Source organism: Flavobacterium jumunjinense (assembly GCF_021650975.2).
GTDB lineage: Bacteria > Bacteroidota > Bacteroidia > Flavobacteriales > Flavobacteriaceae > Flavobacterium > Flavobacterium jumunjinense.
This window is the reverse complement of the sequence record NZ_CP091285.1, coordinates 3196874-3214904: the sequence shown is the minus strand read 5'-3', so window position 1 is coordinate 3214904 and position 18031 is coordinate 3196874. Positions and strand designations below refer to the sequence as shown.

Here is an 18031-nt window from a genome sequence, read left to right as displayed (position 1 = left end):
AAATATTTCTTAAAAATAACTTAAAAGCAAAACATTCTAAATTACTGCTGTCTTTTATAAAATCTAAAAAGATAATTTATCTTTTTTAAAATTATTTTAAGTTATTTTATCTTTTTATTTGTTTTTAAACAAATATTTAATTTACATTTGTCGAAAATTTGGTATAATGGTGATCAAAATTGAGCAAACTAACATCGAACATTCTATATTTTGTGAAGCAATTATTACAGAAATGGAAAGTTCTGCTAAAGTTAGAGGTACTGGAATCGCTAAGCGTTCCATAGAATATGTAAATAAAAAAATAACAGAAGGTAATGCTATCATTGCACTTACAGAGCAAAATGAATGGGCTGGTTTCTGCTATATTGAAACATGGAGTGAAGAAAAATTTGTCGTCAACTCTGGGCTAATTGTAGCTCCCCAATACAGGGAACTAGGATTAGCACGGAAAATAAAAAAAGAGATTTTCAAATTGTCACGACAAAAGTTTCCAAATGCTAAAATTTTTGGTTTAACCACAGGTTTAGCTGTTATGAAAATTAATAGTGAATTGGGCTATGAACCAATAACCTATTCAGAAATTACACAAGATGAAAAATTTTGGGAAGGATGTAAAAGTTGTGTTAACTATGATATTTTAATCTCAAAAAACAGAAAAAATTGTTTATGCACAGCAATGATGTATGACAAAAATAATGATGTATTACAAAAAAGGCAAAAGGAAGAAAAGATTTTGATAAAAGAACGATTGAGTCGAATGAAGAAGAAACATTCTTTACTTAAAATCATATCCTTAAAATTTAAGAGAAAAAGTAAAACCTTTTTTAAAAACAGTTAAAATGAAATTTAAAAGAATGAAAAAGAAATTAGTTTTAGCCTATAGTGGTGGTTTAGATACTTCATTCTGTGCTGTATATTTATCAAAAAAACTAGATTACGAAGTTCATGCTGTTACCATCAATACAGGTGGTTTTTCAGAAGAAGAAATAACAGCAATAGAAAAACGTGCTTATGAATTGGGTGTTTACTCTTACACATGTATCGATGCAACAGAAGCTTATTACACTTCTTGCGTAAAATACTTAATCTATGGGAATGTTTTAAAAAACAATACTTATCCCCTTTCAGTAAGTGCAGAAAGAACTATTCAGGCAAAATCAATTGCAGAATATGCTATTGAAGTAAATGCAGACGCAGTAGCTCATGGAAGTACAGGTGCTGGAAATGATCAAGTACGTTTTGATGTTATATTTAATATTCTATGTCCAAAAGTTGAAATTATAACTCCTATTAGAGATTTAAAATTATCTAGAGAGGCTGAAATTCAATTTTTAGCTGAAAATGGTTTTGAAATTAACTTTGAGAAAGCACAATATTCCATAAATAAAGGACTTTGGGGAACATCTGTAGGAGGAAAAGAAACCTTGACTTCACATGGCTATTTGCCAGAAAGTGCCTTTCCTTCACAATTAGAAAATACAGCAGCTACTTCTACCGAACTAACACTTCACTTTAAGAAGGGAGAAATACAAGGTATTAATAACAAAACGTTTTCAAATCCTGTAAAAGCCATTCAATATCTCGAAAGTATTGCAACTCCATATGCAATAGGTAGAGACATTCACGTAGGTGATACTATTGTTGGTATTAAAGGAAGAGTCGGTTTTGAAGCAGCTGCTGCTATTTTAATTTTAAAAGCACATCATTTACTTGAAAAACACACTTTATCTAAATTCCAATTAAACCTAAAATCGCAATTAGCAGATTGGTATGGAAGTTGGTTGCACGAAGGCTTATTTTTAGATCCAGCCATGAGAGATATTGAAGTCTTTTTTGAAAACACTCAAGATAAAGTAAATGGAAAAGTTTTTATCACGCTACTTCCCTATCGTTTTATCCTTAACGGAATTGAATCGGATAATGACTTAATGAATGCAAAATTTGGTAGTTATGGAGAAATGAATTTAGGTTGGTCAGGCGAAGATGTAAAAGGATATTCAAAAATTATTAGTAATTCGCTTTCAATTTATCATAAAGTTAATGCTAATCAAACAGAAGTAGATGCAAACTAAAATAAAAGTTGGAATAGTTGGTGCAGCAGGTTATACAGGTGGAGAATTGATTCGTTTGTTATTAAATCATCCAAATGTTGAAATTGGTTTTGCTTTAAGTAGAAGCAATGCAAATAAACCAGTGTATACGGTTCATGCCGATTTGTTTGGAGAAACTAATTTAGAGTTTACCAATGAATATGCTAACAATGTAGACCTATTATTCTTGTGTTTGCCTCATAAAGAAAGTAAAGTTTGGATTGAAAATAATTCGGTTTCCAACCCAATAAAAATAATTGATTTAGGAAATGATTTCAGATTAGACGGAAATTTCAGTCAAGGTGAATTCATCTATGGATTATCCGAAACCAATGAAGAAGCGATTAAAAAAGCAAATTATATAGCGAATCCTGGTTGTTTTGCAACAGCTATTCAATTGGCTCTGCTTCCATTGGCAAAAGAAAAATTATTGAACAAAGTATATACTACTGGAATTACAGGAGCAACTGGAGCTGGTCAACAATTACAACCAACATCACATTTTAGTTGGAGAACTAATAATATTTCTGCCTACAAAACCTTGAATCATCAGCACGTTCCTGAAATTTGTCAAACTTTGGAAAGCCTAAATAAAGAAAAAGTAAAATTAGAATTTGTGCCTTGGAGAGGTGATTTTACAAGAGGAATTTTTACAAGTTCAACATTAGAATCTCATTTATCAATGGAATCAATTTATGCTATTTATGAAGCCTTTTATAAAGGGAATCCGTTTGTGTTTGTTTCTAGAAATACTATCGATTTAAAACAAGTAGTTAACACAAATAAGTGTTTGATTCATATAGAAAAACAAGGGGAACAAGTTGTTGTTCACTCTATAATAGACAATTTAGTAAAGGGAGCTTCTGGTCAAGCGATTCAAAATATGAATTTAATGTTGGGTTGGGAACCTACATTAGGCTTGAAATTAAAAGCTTCCGCATTTTAAAAAAACAATTAATATTCGACAAATGAAATTATTTGATGTATATCCGTTATTCGATTTAAACTTCGTTGAAGCTGAAGGCAGCTATTTGTGGAGTGATAAAAACGAAAAATATTTAGATTTATATGGAGGTCATGCTGTGATTTCTATTGGTCACAGCCATCCAACGTATGTAAAAATGATTACGCGACAATTGCATAATATTGGATTTTATTCGAATTCTGTTCGCATTCCTATTCAAGAAGAAGTAGCCAAATTATTAGGTAAAGCTAGTGGTTATGATACTTACGAATTTTTTATGTGTAATTCTGGAGCTGAAGCCAATGAAAATGCCTTAAAATTAGCTTCTTTTCATACTAACAGAAAAAAAGTAATTTGTTTCACAAAAGCATTTCACGGAAGAACAGCTGCAGCAGTTGCAGCAACTGATAATAAAAAGATTATTGCACCTATAAATGAAACAGACAACTTTATCTTTTTGCCATTCAATGACATTGAAGCTTTAGATAACACATTTAAATCAAATGAAATTGCAGCCGTTATTATTGAAGGTATTCAAGGTGTTGGCGGTGTTCAAATCCCATCAACCGCTTTTTTACAAAAAATTAGAGTTTTATGTGACCGTTATGAATCATTATTCATTGCTGACGAAATTCAATCGGGTTATGGAAGAACTGGTAAATTCTTTGCACACCAACATGCAAACGTACAAGCAGATATTATTACGGTTGCAAAAGGAATGGGTAATGGATTTCCTGTGGGTGGTGTCATTATTTCTCCCAAAATAGAAGCAAGACATGGTTTACTAGGAACCACATTTGGTGGAAACTATTTAGCTTGTGCAGCTTCAAAAGCCGTTTTAGAAGTAATCGAATCTGAAAAATTGATGCAAAATGCTCAAGAAATGGGCGATTATCTTTACGAACAATTAAAAGATAATGAAAGCATAAAAGAAATAAGATATATAGGGTTAATGTTTGGTATCGAATTAAAAACACCTTGTGCTCCTTTTAGAAATCAGCTACTAAAAGATTTTAGAATCTTAACAGGTAACGCTTCTTGTCCAAATACTTTAAGAATTTTACCTGCCTTAAATATTACTAAAAAAGAATTAGACATTTTTATAAGTGCTTTTCGAACAATTGCAAGATTAAATGCAAAAAAAGAAGAAGTAAACCAAAACAGAAAAACGGTACTAACATAATTAGTGATTAGTGATTAGTGATTAGTGATTAGTGATTAGTGATTAGTGATTAGTGCAAAATTAAATTAATAAACAAGAGTTTAAGAGATGAAAAGATTCTTCTCTGTTAATGACATAACAGATTTACAAGCAACTATAAAGGAGGCAATTGCTTTAAAAAAAGCACCTCAGCAAAATATTCACCTTGGTAAAGGGAAAACAATAGGTTTAGTATTTCTAAACTCGAGTTTACGTACAAGATTAAGTACTCAAAAAGCGGCTCATAACTTAGGTTTGTATACTATTTTATTAAATGCTGCTCAAGAAGCTTGGACTTGGGAATATGAAGACGGTGCAATTATGAATGGGAACACAGTTGAACACGTAAAAGATGCAGCAAACGTGTTGAGTCAGTATTGCGATATTATTGGGATTCGTTGTTTTGCGGGTTTAACTAATAAAGAAGATGATGTTTCTGAAAAAGTGTACAAATTATTTGAAAAATATGCGAAAGTTCCTGTAATATCTTTAGAATCTGCGACTTTGCATCCTTTACAAAGTTTAGCCGATTGTATTACAATTGAAGAAAATTTACCAAAAGATAAAAAGCCAAAAGTCGTTTTAACTTGGGCACCACATATAAAACCCATTCCGCAAGCTGTTGGAAATTCCTTTGCACAATGGATGAATGCAAGTGATTATGAGTTTGTAATAACACATCCAGAAGGATATGAATTAGATACCGAATTTACTAAAGAGGCAACAATTGAATATAACCAAGAAAAAGCGTTAGAAAATGCCGATTTTGTATATGTGAAAAATTGGTCTTCTTTTAAAAATTATGGAAAATTGGTTCCAGTAGAAGAAGATTGGTTATTGACCAATGAGAAATTAAAAGGAAGTAATAATGCCAAAATAATGCACTGTTTACCTGTTAGAAGAAATGTTGAAATTAGTGATGAAGTACTTGACAGCGAAAACTCATTGGTTTATCAACAAGCTTATAATAGAACTTTTGCAGCACAAATTGTAATACAAAAAATTCTAGAAAACAATGAATAACCAAAAGTTATTAATTATTAAAATAGGTGGTAATAGTATCGACAATAAGTTTGAATTAGCACAATTTTTAGAGACTATTGCCACCATTAATACACCTTTTATTCTCGTTCATGGAGGAGGAAAGTTAGCCACTGATTTAGCTGAAAAACTAAACATTCCTCAGCAATTGATTGATGGCAGAAGAATTACAGATGCAGAAACCATTAAAATAGCAACTATGGTTTATGCTGGTTATATCAATAAAAACATTGTGGCATTATTACAAAAAAACAATAAAAACAGTTTGGGTTTGTCTGGTGCTGATGCTAATTTGATTAAAACAACTAAAAGAATTCATCCAACAATCGACTATGGATTTGTAGGTGATTTAAATGCTGAAAGCGTGAACACAGATTTTCTAGAAAATATAATAAATTTTGGCTTAACACCAGTTGTGAACGCAATAACGCACGATGGTAATGGTCTATTATTAAATACAAATGCCGATTCTATTGCTAATGCTTTAGCGGTTAGTTTATCTTCAAAATATGAAGTGTCTTTGCTCTATTGTTTTGAAAAAAAGGGAGTTTTATTAGACCCCAGTAATGATGATTCAGTAATTAAAACTTTGAATCATCAACAATACGAACAATTAAAAAACGATGGTACAATTTCAAAAGGAATGTTACCTAAATTAGATAATTGTTTTAATGCCTTACAAAACGGAGTTTCAGCAATAGGAATCTTAAAAGCCACTAATTTGTTAGGCTTTTTAAACAAAACAACCCATGAATACACAACAATTATCGAATAATACTGTTACTGATTTATATGAAAAGACACTTTCGCTACTAAAAAATTTAATAGCCACGCCTTCCTTTAGCAAAAGTGAAGACAAAACAGCAATTATCATTGAAGATTTTTTTAAATCTCATGAAATTCCAACAAATAGAAGTATGAATAATATTTGGGCTTACAACAAATATTATGACGCTTCCAAACCAACAATTTTACTGAATTCCCATCACGATACCGTGAAGCCAAATACAGGTTATACATTAGATCCTTTTGAACCAATTGAAAAAGATGGGAAACTTTATGGATTAGGTAGTAATGATGCTGGTGGACCATTAGTAAGTTTAATTTGTGCTTTTTTATATTTCTACGAAAAAGAGAACTTGAATTACAACATCATCATAACTGCAACAGCCGAAGAAGAAATTTCTGGTGTAAATGGTGTAGAATCGATTTATAAACAATTAGGGAAAATTGATTTTGCAATTGTAGGTGAACCAACGGAAATGAATTTGGCTATAGCCGAAAAAGGATTGTTGGTTTTAGATTGCGAAGCTTCTGGAACTTCTTCACATGCTGCACATCCTAATGATGATAATGCCATTTTAAATGCTGTAAAAGATATCCATTGGTTTACCCAATATAAATTTGATAAAGTATCTCCAATTCTTGGGGAAGTTAAAATGACACCAACCATTATTAATAGTGGTTCCCAACATAATGTGGTTCCAAATTCGTGTTCGTTTACTGTGGATGTTCGTACAAACGAATTATATTCTAATGAAGAAGTGTATCATTTAGTTCAAGAAAACGTGAATTCAAAAGTAACGGCTCGTTCTTTACGATTGAACTCCTCTTCTATTCCAATGGATCATCCTTATGTAAAAGCAGGTCTAGCTATTGGAAGAACGTATTATGGTTCTCCAACTTCATCCGATCAAGCTGTAATTCCTTGCCCTTCTTTAAAAATGGGTCCAGGTTTATCGACTCGTTCGCATAGTAGTGATGAATTTATTTATTTAGATGAAATTAAGGAAGCCATTCAAATTCATATTTCAATTTTAACCCAAATACTTTAAAATGGCAACTAAAATTTGGCAGAAAAAAGAAAGCTCCAATCAAGAACACGCTTCTATTGTAGAGCAATTTACAGTTGGTAACGATATTATTTTTGATTATAAATTAGCAAAATATGATGTCCAAGGTTCGTTAGCGCATTGTGAAATGTTAAATTCTATCGGTTTGTTAACCAATGAAGAGTGGTTGGTCATCCAAAAAGAATTAAAAAATATTGCTACAGAAATTGAAAACGGAAATTTCGAAATTGAAGCAGGAATTGAAGATGTACATTCTCAGGTAGAACACTTATTGATTCAGCGAATTGGTGACATTGGTAAAAAAATCCATAGTGGTCGTTCTAGAAACGATCAAGTTTTAACCGATTTAAAATTATATTTCAAAGCTGAAATTTCAGCAATTGTTTCCCTTACAGAAACACTTTTCAACACCTTAATACAACTAAGCAACCAACATAAAGACATCCTTTTGCCAGGATACACACACTTACAAATTGCGATGCCTTCTTCATTCGGACTTTGGTTTGGCGCGTATGCAGAAAGTTTAATTGACGATTTAGAATTGTTTTTAGCCGCCCATAACATCGTCAATAAAAACCCATTAGGTTCTGGAGCTGGATATGGTACTTCCTTTCCACTAAACAGAACCCTAACTACTAAACTATTAGGTTTTAAAACCCTAAATGTGAATGCTGTATATGCTCAAATGACTAGAGGAAAATCGGAGAAGGCTATTGCAATGGCTTTAGCTACTATGGCTGGAACATTGAGCAAGTTTGCTTTTGATATGTGTTTGTATTTGAATCAAAATTTTGGATTTATTTCTTTTCCCGATTCGCTAACTACTGGAAGTAGCATTATGCCTCATAAAAAAAATCCAGATGTTTTTGAAATTATGAGAGCCAAATGCAATAGAATTCAAGCGGTTCCAAACGAATTAATATTGGTTACCAATAATTTACCTTCTGGTTATCATAGAGATGTGCAATTGACTAAAGAAATTCTCTTTCCTGCGATTATCTCTTTAAAAGAATGTTTGGAAATGTTCGATTTCATGTTGGCACACATTCAAATTAAACCAGAAATTGTAAAAGACGAGAAATACAAGTACATGTTTAGTGTAGAAAATGTAAACCAACAAGTATTAGAAGGAATTGCGTTTAGAGATGCTTATAAAAACATCGGCTTAGCCATAGAAAACAATACCTTTGAACCTAATTATAACGTACAACATTCACACGAAGGAAGTATTGGTAATCTAAGAAATGATTTGATTGTTGAAAATTTTAAGGAAGTGAAGAGTAGGTTTATTTAAGATAGTTAAGTAAACGTAATTTATTTTATATATTCGTAGTAATTTTAAAGAGATTTAAATATGACTAAAATAAAGAGTATAGAGGATATAAATGACAAATGTTACAGTAAGGATAATAATAGAACATTTGACTGCTTAACGATGACTTCCAATACTGCATTAAATTGTAACGTAATTTTTGACCATGCAATAATTGTCATGACTTATATTACAGAAGTAGGTACTGAGAAAATTGATTTTGCAGAATATTATTCAAATTATCAAATTTTTATAAATGAGCAAAAAGAAGATAAAATACCAAGTTCACTACATATAAAAATAATTTTTCTTAAAGAAAAGAATCAAAATTATATTAATGATATAGTTGAAAGTTTGTCATAGTTGACCTTTGTCAAAGTTTTAAACTTTGACAAAGGTTATTTGATTTTTATGTATTCATCAATTATGTTTTTATCATTTTCCAATACATAATAAAAATCGTTAAATCTATTTGCTACATTAGTTCCACAAACTTTAAGTCTTAAAGTGTCTAATTTCATATTTAACCTAACTACATATTTTGCTCCGCATTTTAACATTCCTTTTTTCTTTAAATGATCTAAATCATTTAGAAATCTCTTTTTTTGAGATTCGCTAAGTTTTACGGTTTCAATTATTCCACCTAGCATTGGATGGTCGATTTCAACTATATCAATTGAAAGAATTTCAGAATTAGAAAAATTTTTCTTAAAAATTTCAAATCTATTATTAGATTGAATTTCAAATTTCTCTGAGTTTTCCTTGCAAGAGATTAAAATCAAAAATGGAATAATTAAAAATATATTTTTCATCTTTTTAACAAATTAATTTAGTTCTTAATCAATCACTTAAATATTTAAAAAACTACTTCACCTTCAAAGGATAAGCTGTTTCCTTTTTACATTCATTCATTACAATACTACTGTGATATTGACCAATATTTGGAATATTTGAAATCACATCCACTACAAAATCATTATAACTTCTAATGTCGTGGGCTACAATTTTAAGCATATAATCGTAATTTCCAGATAGACTTATTACATCTAAAACTTGTGGAATAGGTGTAATCGTTCGCTCAAATTCGTCTAAAGCTTCTTTTGATTGTTCTTTTAAAGTAACATTACAATAGACTACAATTTCAACACCAATTTTAAATCGGTCCACCAAAGCGACATATTTTTTTATGACACCATTTCGTTCTAAATTTTTGATTCGCTCGTATGTTGGTGTAAACGAAAGTCCGATTTTTTCACCAATATCTTTAACAGAAATGGTGGAATCATTCTGAAGAATTTCTAATATTAATTGGTCTTTGGTGTCTATCTGATCTTTCATTTTTAAATAGCATTAAATTCGAAATTCTTATCTACTACGAATACTTTAGCAAACTTATCACCAAATCTTTGGTTATTATTTGATAACATAATTATTGAAACTAATCCTAAAGCAAAAATATCGATTATATCAAAAACTCTCCTGATAAGTACTTGACGAAATAATAATTTATTGTTTTCAGTAGAAATCAGTTTTATTCCAATAATTTTTTTCCCTAAAGTTTTTCCAAATTTAAATTCAGGAATTACCAGAAAAGTAAACCAAAGTATTGCTATGATAATGATTTCAATATGGTCAATTTTAAATTTTAAAACATTAGAGAATAATAAATAGACAGATGAAATTATTAAAAATAAAATAAAAATCATAAAGTAATCTATTAATGAAGCAACTACACTTTTTCCTAAAATATTATCTTTCATAATAACTATCTTTTATATTGCAAATAATCTTGTAGCATAATGGTTGCTGCAATTTCATCTATTAAAGCTTTATTTTTACGTTGGTTTTTCTTCAAACCACTATCAATCATCGTTTGAAATGCCATTTTTGAAGTAAAACGCTCGTCTACTCTATCCAATTTCATTTCAGGAAATTCTTTTTGGAAAATTTTTATGAATTTTTCAATGATTGCTGCACTTTCAGAAGGAGTTCCATCCATTTGTTTGGGCTCTCCAATAATTACTTTTTCTACATTTTCTTTCGAAAAATACTCTTTTAAGAAAACAACTAAAGTATCAGAAGCAATTGTGGTCAAACCCGAAGCAATGATTTGCATTTCATCGGTAACCGCAATTCCAGTTCGTTTTAAACCATAATCAATGGAAAGTATTCTGGGCATAGTTTTGTTTTATGAAACAAAGATACGGAAAGTAAAAATAGTTTCATTTCTCACTTAGTATTAAAACCGCAAATTCGCAAATTAATTAAAACTATTGATTCTTTTAATTTGCGAATTTACGGTAAATCTTAATAACTAATTAGTTGACCAACTTCAATATTTTACTAGTCATGGTTCTAATTTGGGTACACAACGCTTCATTATCATTTAATGTTTCACCAAAAGCAGGAATCATTTCTTTCAATTTTGCTTGCCACTCTTCTGAATTGTATTTATTTGGAAAACATCTACTAATCACTTCAATCATAATTGAAACCGATGTTGATGCACCAGGAGAAGCACCCAATAAAACGGCTAATGAACCATCATCATCATTGACTACTTCTGTTCCAAATTCTAAAACTCCTTTACCATTTTTATCTTTCTTAATAACTTGAACACGTTTTCCAGCAGTTTCTAATACCCAATCTTCTGCTTTTGCATTTGGAAAATAATTCTTTAAAGCTTCCATTCTATCTCCTTGCGATTGCATTACTTGTTCTATAAGATATTTTGTCAATGGAATATTATTTACTCCAGCTGAAAGCATTGGCACAATATTATCGGTTTGAATGGATTTTATTAAATCAAGATACGAACCATTTTTTAAGAATTTTGTTGTAAAACCAGCATACGGTCCGAAAAGCAATTCTTGTTTCCCATCTATCATTCTTGTATCGATATGAGGTACAGACATTGGTGGTGAACCGACAGCTGCTTTCCCATATACTTTTGCATTGTGCTGTTTAATAATATCTGGATTCATACAACGCAACCATTGTCCGCTAATTGGAAAACCTCCAAAACCATCTCCTTCTTCAATTGCTGCTTTCTCTAGTAATCGTAATGATCCTCCTCCTGCTCCAATGAAAACAAATGGTGATTTTATTTTTCTAGATTTTTTTGTAGCTAAATCTCTCACTTTTACTTTCCACTTTCCGTCATCTTGTTTTTTTAACTTCTCTACTTCCGTTTGAAAATATAACGAAACTCCTTCTTGGTTTTTTAAATATTCGAAAAGTAAACGAGTAAGTGAACCAAAATTCACATCGGTACCAATAGGCATATAAGTGGCCGCAACTGGAATGTTTTCATCTCTATTCTTAACAACCAAAGGAATCCAATTGTTTAGCAAATCTTTGTCTGTACTGAAAAGCATTCTTTTAAATAAACTTTTTTCAGTTAATGCATCATGTCTTTTCTTTAAAAAACGAACATTATCATCTCCCCAAACGAAACTAACATGAGGAATAGAGTGAATGAAATCTTCTGGATTTTTAATAATTTCTTTTTGTACCAAATAACTCCAAAACTGTCTTGAAACTTCATACGCTTCCGAAATCTTCAATGCTTTAGAAATATCTATTGAACCATCTTCCTTTTCGGGCGTATAATTCAATTCACAGAAAGCAGCATGACCTGTTCCTGCATTATTCCACGCATCGCTACTTTCTGATGCAGCTTCAGACATGCGCTCATAAATTTCAATTTTGCAATTTGGATCTAACTCTTTGATTAAAATCCCTAATGTTGCACTCATTATTCCTGCTCCAATTAAAATAACATCTGGTTCTTCCATTTCAATACTTCTTTTAATTCACTTAACTCTTACCTAGTTTGTGATACAAAGATAGTTATAACAACGACTCGATGGATGAATTGAAAACTCAAAAAAGTATCCTAAATACATTATTTTGTTACACAATTAACAGTGTTTTATTTTGTAAAATGTATACTCTTTAATAATGTACACAAAAAGAATATATTAATTAAGTAAATAACAAATAAGGCCTACAATTGTGGAAAAATGACACTTTAAAATAAAAACACACCTGCTATAAAAAACAAGTGTGCTTCTAACCATAACTATAAAAACAAAAAACAATTGTTATTTCCCAAAGAATCTGCTAAAAAATCCTTTTTCCTCATCCACTTTGGTCGATTTATTATTTATTTTTTCTTGTTCATATATCAATTCCATAATATATTGAACATAAGTTTTACTTTTTTCTTCTAAAAAGCCATTTAAATACTTTTCACTATATTCTATTCCGCTTGCTGATTCAATTTGTAGTAGTTTTTTATACAAAGGCTCTATATGATTTGTTATTACTTCTTGTGGTATTGCTCTTCTCCTTGCAAAATAATTCGATATTTCTCCATTTTCATTTTTTGCAATTTCAAAATCGGTAATTACCCAATAATACCTCCCTGATTTCGCTAAATTTTTAACTATAGCATGAAAGTTTTCTCCGCTTTTAAGTTTCTCCCAAAGTACTTTAAAAATAACTTTTGGCATATCTGGATGTCTAATAATATTATGTGGTTGCCCCATTAATTCATAATCTTCATACCCACAAACATCTACAAAAACTTCATTTGCATATTCTATGATTCCTCTTGGATTGGTTTTACTCATGATTATTTGAGTTTTGTCCCAAGAAACTTCCTTATCGATTAATACTGGTCTGTTTGAAGCTTGACTGTCTAAATTCATTTTATTTTTTTAAATATTTTATTACTAATTAATTCTGGTTTCTAACAGCTTTAATCTTCCCGCAAAATTATAAAAACATAGATTTTTAAAACCTGATAAAAATCAGTTTTAATACAACTAATATTAGTTATACGAGGAAAAAGTTTACAGAAATAATATAACAATTTAACATATTATTAATACTTACAAAACACACATTAAAATGTTGAAACAATAAATATGTAACTAAAAACAAAGCCTATTTAAAAAAAATCGAATTATCTTTGCGACAAATTTTTTACAATGACACATTTACAATCTACAATAGAAAAAGCTTGGGAAAACAGAGCTTTGCTACAAGAAGAATCTACTCAAAAAACGATTAGAGAAGTTATTGAACTTTTAGACGCTGGAAGACTTAGAGTTGCAGAACCAACTGAAAACGGTTGGCAAGTTAATGAATGGGTAAAAAAAGCTGTAGTAATGTATTTCCCTATTCAAAAAATGGAAACATTAGAAGCTGGTATTTTTGAATATCATGATAAAATGCCTTTAAAAAGAGGTTATGCAGAAAAGGGAATTCGCGTTGTACCAAATGCAGTTGCTCGTCATGGTGCTTATATCTCTAAAGGTGTAATTTTAATGCCTAGTTATGTAAACATAGGTGCTTATGTTGATGAAGGAACAATGGTTGACACTTGGGCTACAGTAGGAAGCTGTGCACAAATTGGTAAAAACGTTCATTTGTCTGGTGGTGTTGGTATTGGTGGTGTTTTAGAACCGTTACAAGCAGCTCCAGTTATTATCGAAGATGGTGCATTCATTGGTTCTCGTTGTATTGTTGTTGAAGGAGTTCGCGTAGAAAAAGAAGCTGTTTTAGGAGCCAACGTTGTACTAACAGGTTCTACAAAAATCATTGACGTAACAGGTGAAGAACCAGTAGAATATAAAGGAATTGTTCCAGCACGTTGTGTAGTAATTCCAGGAAGTTATACCAAAAAATTCCCAGCAGGAGACTATCAAGTTCCATGTGCATTAATCATTGGAAAAAGAAAGCCTTCAACCGATTTAAAAACATCATTAAATGATGCTTTACGTGAATATAATGTAGCAGTTTAAAATATTAATCCCTGAGTAAGAGCATGCAAAATTACCTACAAAGTGTAAAACTTTTTTTTAAACGTTTTCTTATTGTTTTAATTATTTATCAAGTTTGTCGAGGACTTTTTCTCTTCTTCAATCGAAATAATTTTAATGACATTAGTCTGAAAAGCACTTTAGGAGGTCTACATTTTGATTTATCTGCCATTGGTTATATTAATTTATTATTTGCTCTTTTTCATTTCATTCCTGGTAATTTTAAAAATAAACCAAGATATCAAAAGGTATTAAAAATTAGTTTTTTTATTGTAAACCTTGTTTTTATACTTACCAATTTTGTAGATTTTGAATATTATAAATTTACAGGAAGAAGAAGTACTTACGGAATGATTACTGCTAGCGGAATGGAGAATGAAATTGGTGGTTTAATTTTTTCGTTTTTAGCTGAATTTTGGCACTTACCGATAATCGCCATTGTATTAGCTGTTCTATTTTGGAAAGTGATACCTAATTTAAAGTTAAGTACTGAACAAAGTAATAATAAGCTCCAGATTTTAAAACAATCTGGAGTTTTCATCCTTCTAATGGGTGTTGTCTTTCTTTTCGGAAGAGGCGGATTTCAAAAGAAGCCTATAAAAATTGTTGATGCTGTAAATTATGGTTCAATTAATCAATCTGCTTTTGTATTAAACACTCCTTTTTGTATCTTAAAAACAATTGGTAAAAAGGAAACATTAGAAATACCTAATTTTTATTCTGAAGAAGAATTAAATGCTTATTTCAATCCTGTTTTTGAAAACAATCCCAAAGAAGATGCTACAAAAAAAAATGTAGCAATTATTATTCTTGAGAGTTTTGGAAGAGAAAATATTCAACGTGGTCAAACTCCTTTTTTAGATTCTTTAATTACGAAATCGTTATATTTTGAAAATGGTTTTGCCAATGGAAAACTATCTATAGATGCAGTTCCTTCAACACTTTCGAGTATTCCAAGTTTAATGAATCATTCACTCATTACGTCTAGTTACTCTATTAACGAGATCTACGGATTACCAAAAATACTTAAAGATAACGGCTACAACACTTCATTCTTTCATGGTGCTTTTAATGGAAGCCAAAATTTTGATCAATATTGTAAAGTTGCTGGCTTCGATAACTATTTTGGAAAAGATGAATATGATGGACCAGAATCTTTTGATGGTACATGGGGCGTATTTGATGAAGATTTTTTTCAATTTTATTGTAAAAAAATGGGAACGTTTAAAGAACCTTTTTTTACTACTATTTTTAGCATTTCCTCACATAATCCTTATACAATTCCTGAAAAACACAAAGGTAAATTCCCAAAAGGACTTACAAAAATTGATGAAAGTGTAGCATATGCAGATTATGCTTTAAGACTATTTTTCGAAAGTGCTAAAAAACAAGATTGGTATAATAATACTTTGTTTGTTTTAACTTCAGATCACACTTCTTCTGAACAAATTGAAGACAAATTCAAAACCAATGTTGGTAAGTTTAGAATTCCAATTTTGTTTTTTAATCCAGGTGATAAAACTTTTGGTGGTTTGAGCTATAGAAATATGCAACAAATTGACATTACTCCTTCTATCATTGATTTGTTAAATATAAAGACAAAAATGATTACTTTTGGAAAACCTTACAAATCTGAAAAGGATTTTGTAGTTTACTATTTAGATAATATTTATCATTATATTGATGGCGATTATTATATGGCTTTCGATGGAAAAAAAGCAATTGGATTATATAATTTTAAAAAAGATGAATTATTAAAAACCAATCTTTTACAATCTGAAAAAGAAATATCTACTAAAATGGAAAACTTTATTAAGGCTTATATACAATCGTTTAATACACGCTTAATAAATAATAAATTAGTTTTGTAGCATGAAAATTTTAGTTATTCAACATAAAATGATTGGTGATGTTTTAGTGAGTAGTATCATTTGTGATAACCTTAGAAAAGCTTATCCTAATGCTGAAATTGATTATTTGGTGAATAACAATACTGTAGATATTTTAAAAGGAAACCCGAACATAAACAACATAGTAATTTTTGATGGTAATAAACAAAAAAGCATTTGGGAACTTCTAAAATTTGCTATTAAAATTAGAAAAAATAACTATGATTTAGTTATAGATGCTTATTCTAAACTACAAAGTTGGGTTGTTTCTTTTTTAAGTGGAGCCAAGCAAAAAATATCCTATAGAAAAAAAGGTAGAGCGTTTATTTATACAGATACTGTTCCTTTTGCTGATTCACCAGAAACTTATTTAGGATTAGCAATTGAAAGACGTTTATCGCTTCTAGAGCCATTAAAATTAACACTAGACAAAGAGACAACTCCAAAACTATATCTTTCGTCAGATGAAATTGAAAAAGCAAATGAGGCCTTTATAGAACATAAAATAGATAGTTCTCGAAAAACTATTATGATTAGTCTTTTGGGAAGTGAAGAAATAAAAACGTATCCATTAGATTTTATATCTAAAGTTGTAGATTATATTGGAACAAACTACAATGTTAATATTTTATTTAATTACTTTCCTAAACAATTAGAACAAGCTAGAAAGGTATACAATTCTTGTTCACTTGAAACACAATCTAAAATATACTTTGATTTATTTGGAGATAGTTTGAGAGACTATATGGGCTTAATGAATAATTGTGAATTAATTATTGGTAATGATGGTGGAGCTATTAATATGGCAAAGGCATTAGGCAAATCATCTTTTATTATTTTTTCTCCGTGGATTGAAAAGAAAATATGGGCCACTTTTGAAGATGGAATAAACCATACTTCTGTTCATTTAAAAGATTTTCTTCCAGAAATATTTGAAGGGAAAACTGAAAAAGAGTTAAAAGGAAAAGCTTTAAAATATTATAATTTATTTGAACCCAATTTACTTTTAACGAACTTAAAAAAGTTTCTAGATACTAAAGTTTAAGAATTCCGTTTTTAGTTTTAACTATTTTGTTCTTAATATTGTTAGATCTAATTTTTAGATTTTTATTCCATTCTTCTTGACTGAAATACCCTCTTGCATGGTCTAAATGTAAACAAATTGCAGAGTAGCGTATTTGTTTGGATAAAATTCCATTATTAAACATTCTTTCACCTATCTCTCTATCTAAACCACCATATTTCATATCTTCATTAAAACCATTCACAGCAATTAAATCTTCTTTAAAACAAGAAGTATTATGTCCGTTAAATGATTTTTTTGTAGGTGTAAACCAATTCATAAACAAAGTAAAAGGCTTAAATCGTATTAATTTAGCCAATTTAAAATTCTTGTTTACTCTATTTTTAGATAACCAAAAAGGATTAAAACAGTTTTTAGAAAAAATATCAGATTCTGAAATTGATAGTGATGTTTTTAAAGGCAATTTAAAATACCCTCCTGAAAGGAAATAGCCCTTCTCTTTATATTTTAAATGTGCTCCAACAAAATCTTCTCTCGGAATACAATCTCCGTCTGTAAACAAAATATAATCTGAATTTGATTTTAAGATGGCTTTATTTAAAATTTTACATTTTTGAAAACCATTATCTTCTTGCCAAACATGAACAATTGGATATTTAAATTTATTCGAAAAATGTTTAATTATTTTTTCGGTTGCATCTGTAGAACCGTCATCAGCAATAACTACCTCAAAATCATCCTCAGTTTGGTTTTCATAACCAATGAGAACTTTTTTAAGCCATTCTTCGGAATTGTAAGTAGTAATTATTACAGATAACTTCATTCA

At 30.0% G+C, this 18031-nt stretch carries 19 protein-coding genes; 12 read left to right on the top strand and 7 right to left on the bottom strand.

Features of this window, described 5'->3' with window-relative positions:
- The first annotated feature begins 166 nt into the window (after nt 1-166).
- The 9 genes from L2Z92_RS14515 to L2Z92_RS14475 all read left to right on the top strand — a co-directional run bounded on the left by L2Z92_RS14515 (nt 167) and on the right by L2Z92_RS14475 (nt 8824).
- A complete protein-coding gene (locus L2Z92_RS14515) occupies nt 167-838 on the top strand; it encodes an N-acetyltransferase (RefSeq protein ID WP_379677209.1) in 672 nt (223 codons plus the stop codon).
- Nucleotides 839-854: 16 nt separating this feature from the next.
- Nucleotides 855-2072: an argininosuccinate synthase gene (locus L2Z92_RS14510; protein ID WP_236458866.1), complete on the top strand. Its 1218-nt coding sequence runs from the start codon at nt 855-857 to the stop codon at nt 2070-2072.
- A complete protein-coding gene (argC, locus tag L2Z92_RS14505) occupies nt 2062-3036 on the top strand; it encodes an N-acetyl-gamma-glutamyl-phosphate reductase (RefSeq protein ID WP_236454910.1) in 975 nt (324 codons plus the stop codon). The genes L2Z92_RS14510 and argC overlap by 11 nt, the downstream gene beginning before the upstream one ends.
- A gap of 22 nt (nt 3037-3058) precedes the next feature.
- The gene (locus tag L2Z92_RS14500) at nt 3059-4237 is read left to right on the top strand and encodes an aspartate aminotransferase family protein (RefSeq protein WP_236454909.1); all 1179 of its coding nucleotides are present in this window, start codon (nt 3059-3061) and stop codon (nt 4235-4237) included.
- 87 nt (nt 4238-4324) lie between these two features.
- Nucleotides 4325-5278, top strand: coding sequence for a Rossmann-fold NAD(P)-binding domain-containing protein (locus L2Z92_RS14495; protein ID WP_236454907.1), 954 nt, complete (start codon nt 4325-4327; stop codon nt 5276-5278).
- Nucleotides 5271-6071 carry an acetylglutamate kinase gene (argB, locus tag L2Z92_RS14490; protein WP_236454904.1) on the top strand — a complete coding sequence of 267 codons (801 nt, stop codon included), beginning with the start codon at nt 5271-5273 and terminating at the stop codon, nt 6069-6071. The genes L2Z92_RS14495 and argB overlap by 8 nt, the downstream gene beginning before the upstream one ends.
- Complete coding sequence (locus tag L2Z92_RS14485; protein WP_236454902.1) at nt 6046-7131, top strand: M20 family metallo-hydrolase; 1086 nt, start codon at nt 6046-6048, stop codon at nt 7129-7131. The genes argB and L2Z92_RS14485 overlap by 26 nt, the downstream gene beginning before the upstream one ends.
- A 1-nt stretch (nt 7132) precedes the next feature.
- Complete coding sequence (gene argH, locus L2Z92_RS14480; protein WP_236454900.1) at nt 7133-8443, top strand: argininosuccinate lyase; 1311 nt, start codon at nt 7133-7135, stop codon at nt 8441-8443.
- 60 nt (nt 8444-8503) lie between these two features.
- Entirely contained in the window at nt 8504-8824 is a 321-nt protein-coding gene (locus L2Z92_RS14475) for a hypothetical protein (protein ID WP_236454898.1), read from the top strand.
- Nucleotides 8825-8859: 35 nt separating this feature from the next.
- On the opposite strand, the gene L2Z92_RS14470 is transcribed toward L2Z92_RS14475, so the two are convergent.
- The 6 genes from L2Z92_RS14470 to L2Z92_RS14445 all read right to left on the bottom strand — a co-directional run bounded on the left by L2Z92_RS14470 (nt 8860) and on the right by L2Z92_RS14445 (nt 13176).
- On the bottom strand, nt 8860-9273 hold the full coding sequence (locus tag L2Z92_RS14470) for a hypothetical protein (RefSeq protein WP_236454896.1): 414 nt from the start codon (nt 9271-9273) through the stop codon (nt 8860-8862).
- Between the two features lie 52 nt (nt 9274-9325).
- Entirely contained in the window at nt 9326-9799 is a 474-nt protein-coding gene (locus tag L2Z92_RS14465) for an Lrp/AsnC family transcriptional regulator (RefSeq protein WP_236454894.1), read from the bottom strand.
- Between the two features lie 2 nt (nt 9800-9801).
- A complete protein-coding gene (locus L2Z92_RS14460; protein ID WP_236454893.1) occupies nt 9802-10221 on the bottom strand; it encodes an RDD family protein in 420 nt (139 codons plus the stop codon).
- A gap of 5 nt (nt 10222-10226) precedes the next feature.
- Nucleotides 10227-10640 carry a Holliday junction resolvase RuvX gene (gene ruvX / locus L2Z92_RS14455; RefSeq protein WP_236454892.1) on the bottom strand — a complete coding sequence of 138 codons (414 nt, stop codon included), beginning with the start codon at nt 10638-10640 and terminating at the stop codon, nt 10227-10229.
- A gap of 139 nt (nt 10641-10779) precedes the next feature.
- The gene (locus tag L2Z92_RS14450; RefSeq protein WP_236454891.1) at nt 10780-12258 is read right to left on the bottom strand and encodes a malate:quinone oxidoreductase; all 1479 of its coding nucleotides are present in this window, start codon (nt 12256-12258) and stop codon (nt 10780-10782) included.
- A gap of 309 nt (nt 12259-12567) precedes the next feature.
- Nucleotides 12568-13176, bottom strand: coding sequence for a PAS domain-containing protein (locus tag L2Z92_RS14445; RefSeq protein ID WP_236454890.1), 609 nt, complete (start codon nt 13174-13176; stop codon nt 12568-12570).
- A 282-nt stretch (nt 13177-13458) separates the two neighbouring features.
- On the opposite strand from L2Z92_RS14445, the gene L2Z92_RS14440 reads away from it, so the two are divergent.
- The 3 genes from L2Z92_RS14440 to L2Z92_RS14430 are packed head-to-tail and all read left to right on the top strand — an operon-like array spanning nt 13459 to nt 17226.
- On the top strand, nt 13459-14274 hold the full coding sequence (locus tag L2Z92_RS14440; RefSeq protein WP_236454888.1) for a 2,3,4,5-tetrahydropyridine-2,6-dicarboxylate N-succinyltransferase: 816 nt from the start codon (nt 13459-13461) through the stop codon (nt 14272-14274).
- A 23-nt stretch (nt 14275-14297) separates the two neighbouring features.
- Nucleotides 14298-16163, top strand: coding sequence for an LTA synthase family protein (locus L2Z92_RS14435; protein ID WP_236454886.1), 1866 nt, complete (start codon nt 14298-14300; stop codon nt 16161-16163).
- Between the two features lies 1 nt (nt 16164).
- Complete coding sequence (locus tag L2Z92_RS14430; RefSeq protein WP_236454884.1) at nt 16165-17226, top strand: glycosyltransferase family 9 protein; 1062 nt, start codon at nt 16165-16167, stop codon at nt 17224-17226.
- On the opposite strand, the gene L2Z92_RS14425 is transcribed toward L2Z92_RS14430, so the two are convergent.
- The gene (locus L2Z92_RS14425) at nt 17216-18028 is read right to left on the bottom strand and encodes a glycosyltransferase family 2 protein (RefSeq protein WP_236454882.1); all 813 of its coding nucleotides are present in this window, start codon (nt 18026-18028) and stop codon (nt 17216-17218) included. The genes L2Z92_RS14430 and L2Z92_RS14425 overlap by 11 nt on opposite strands.
- Nucleotides 18029-18031: the final 3 nt, after the last annotated feature.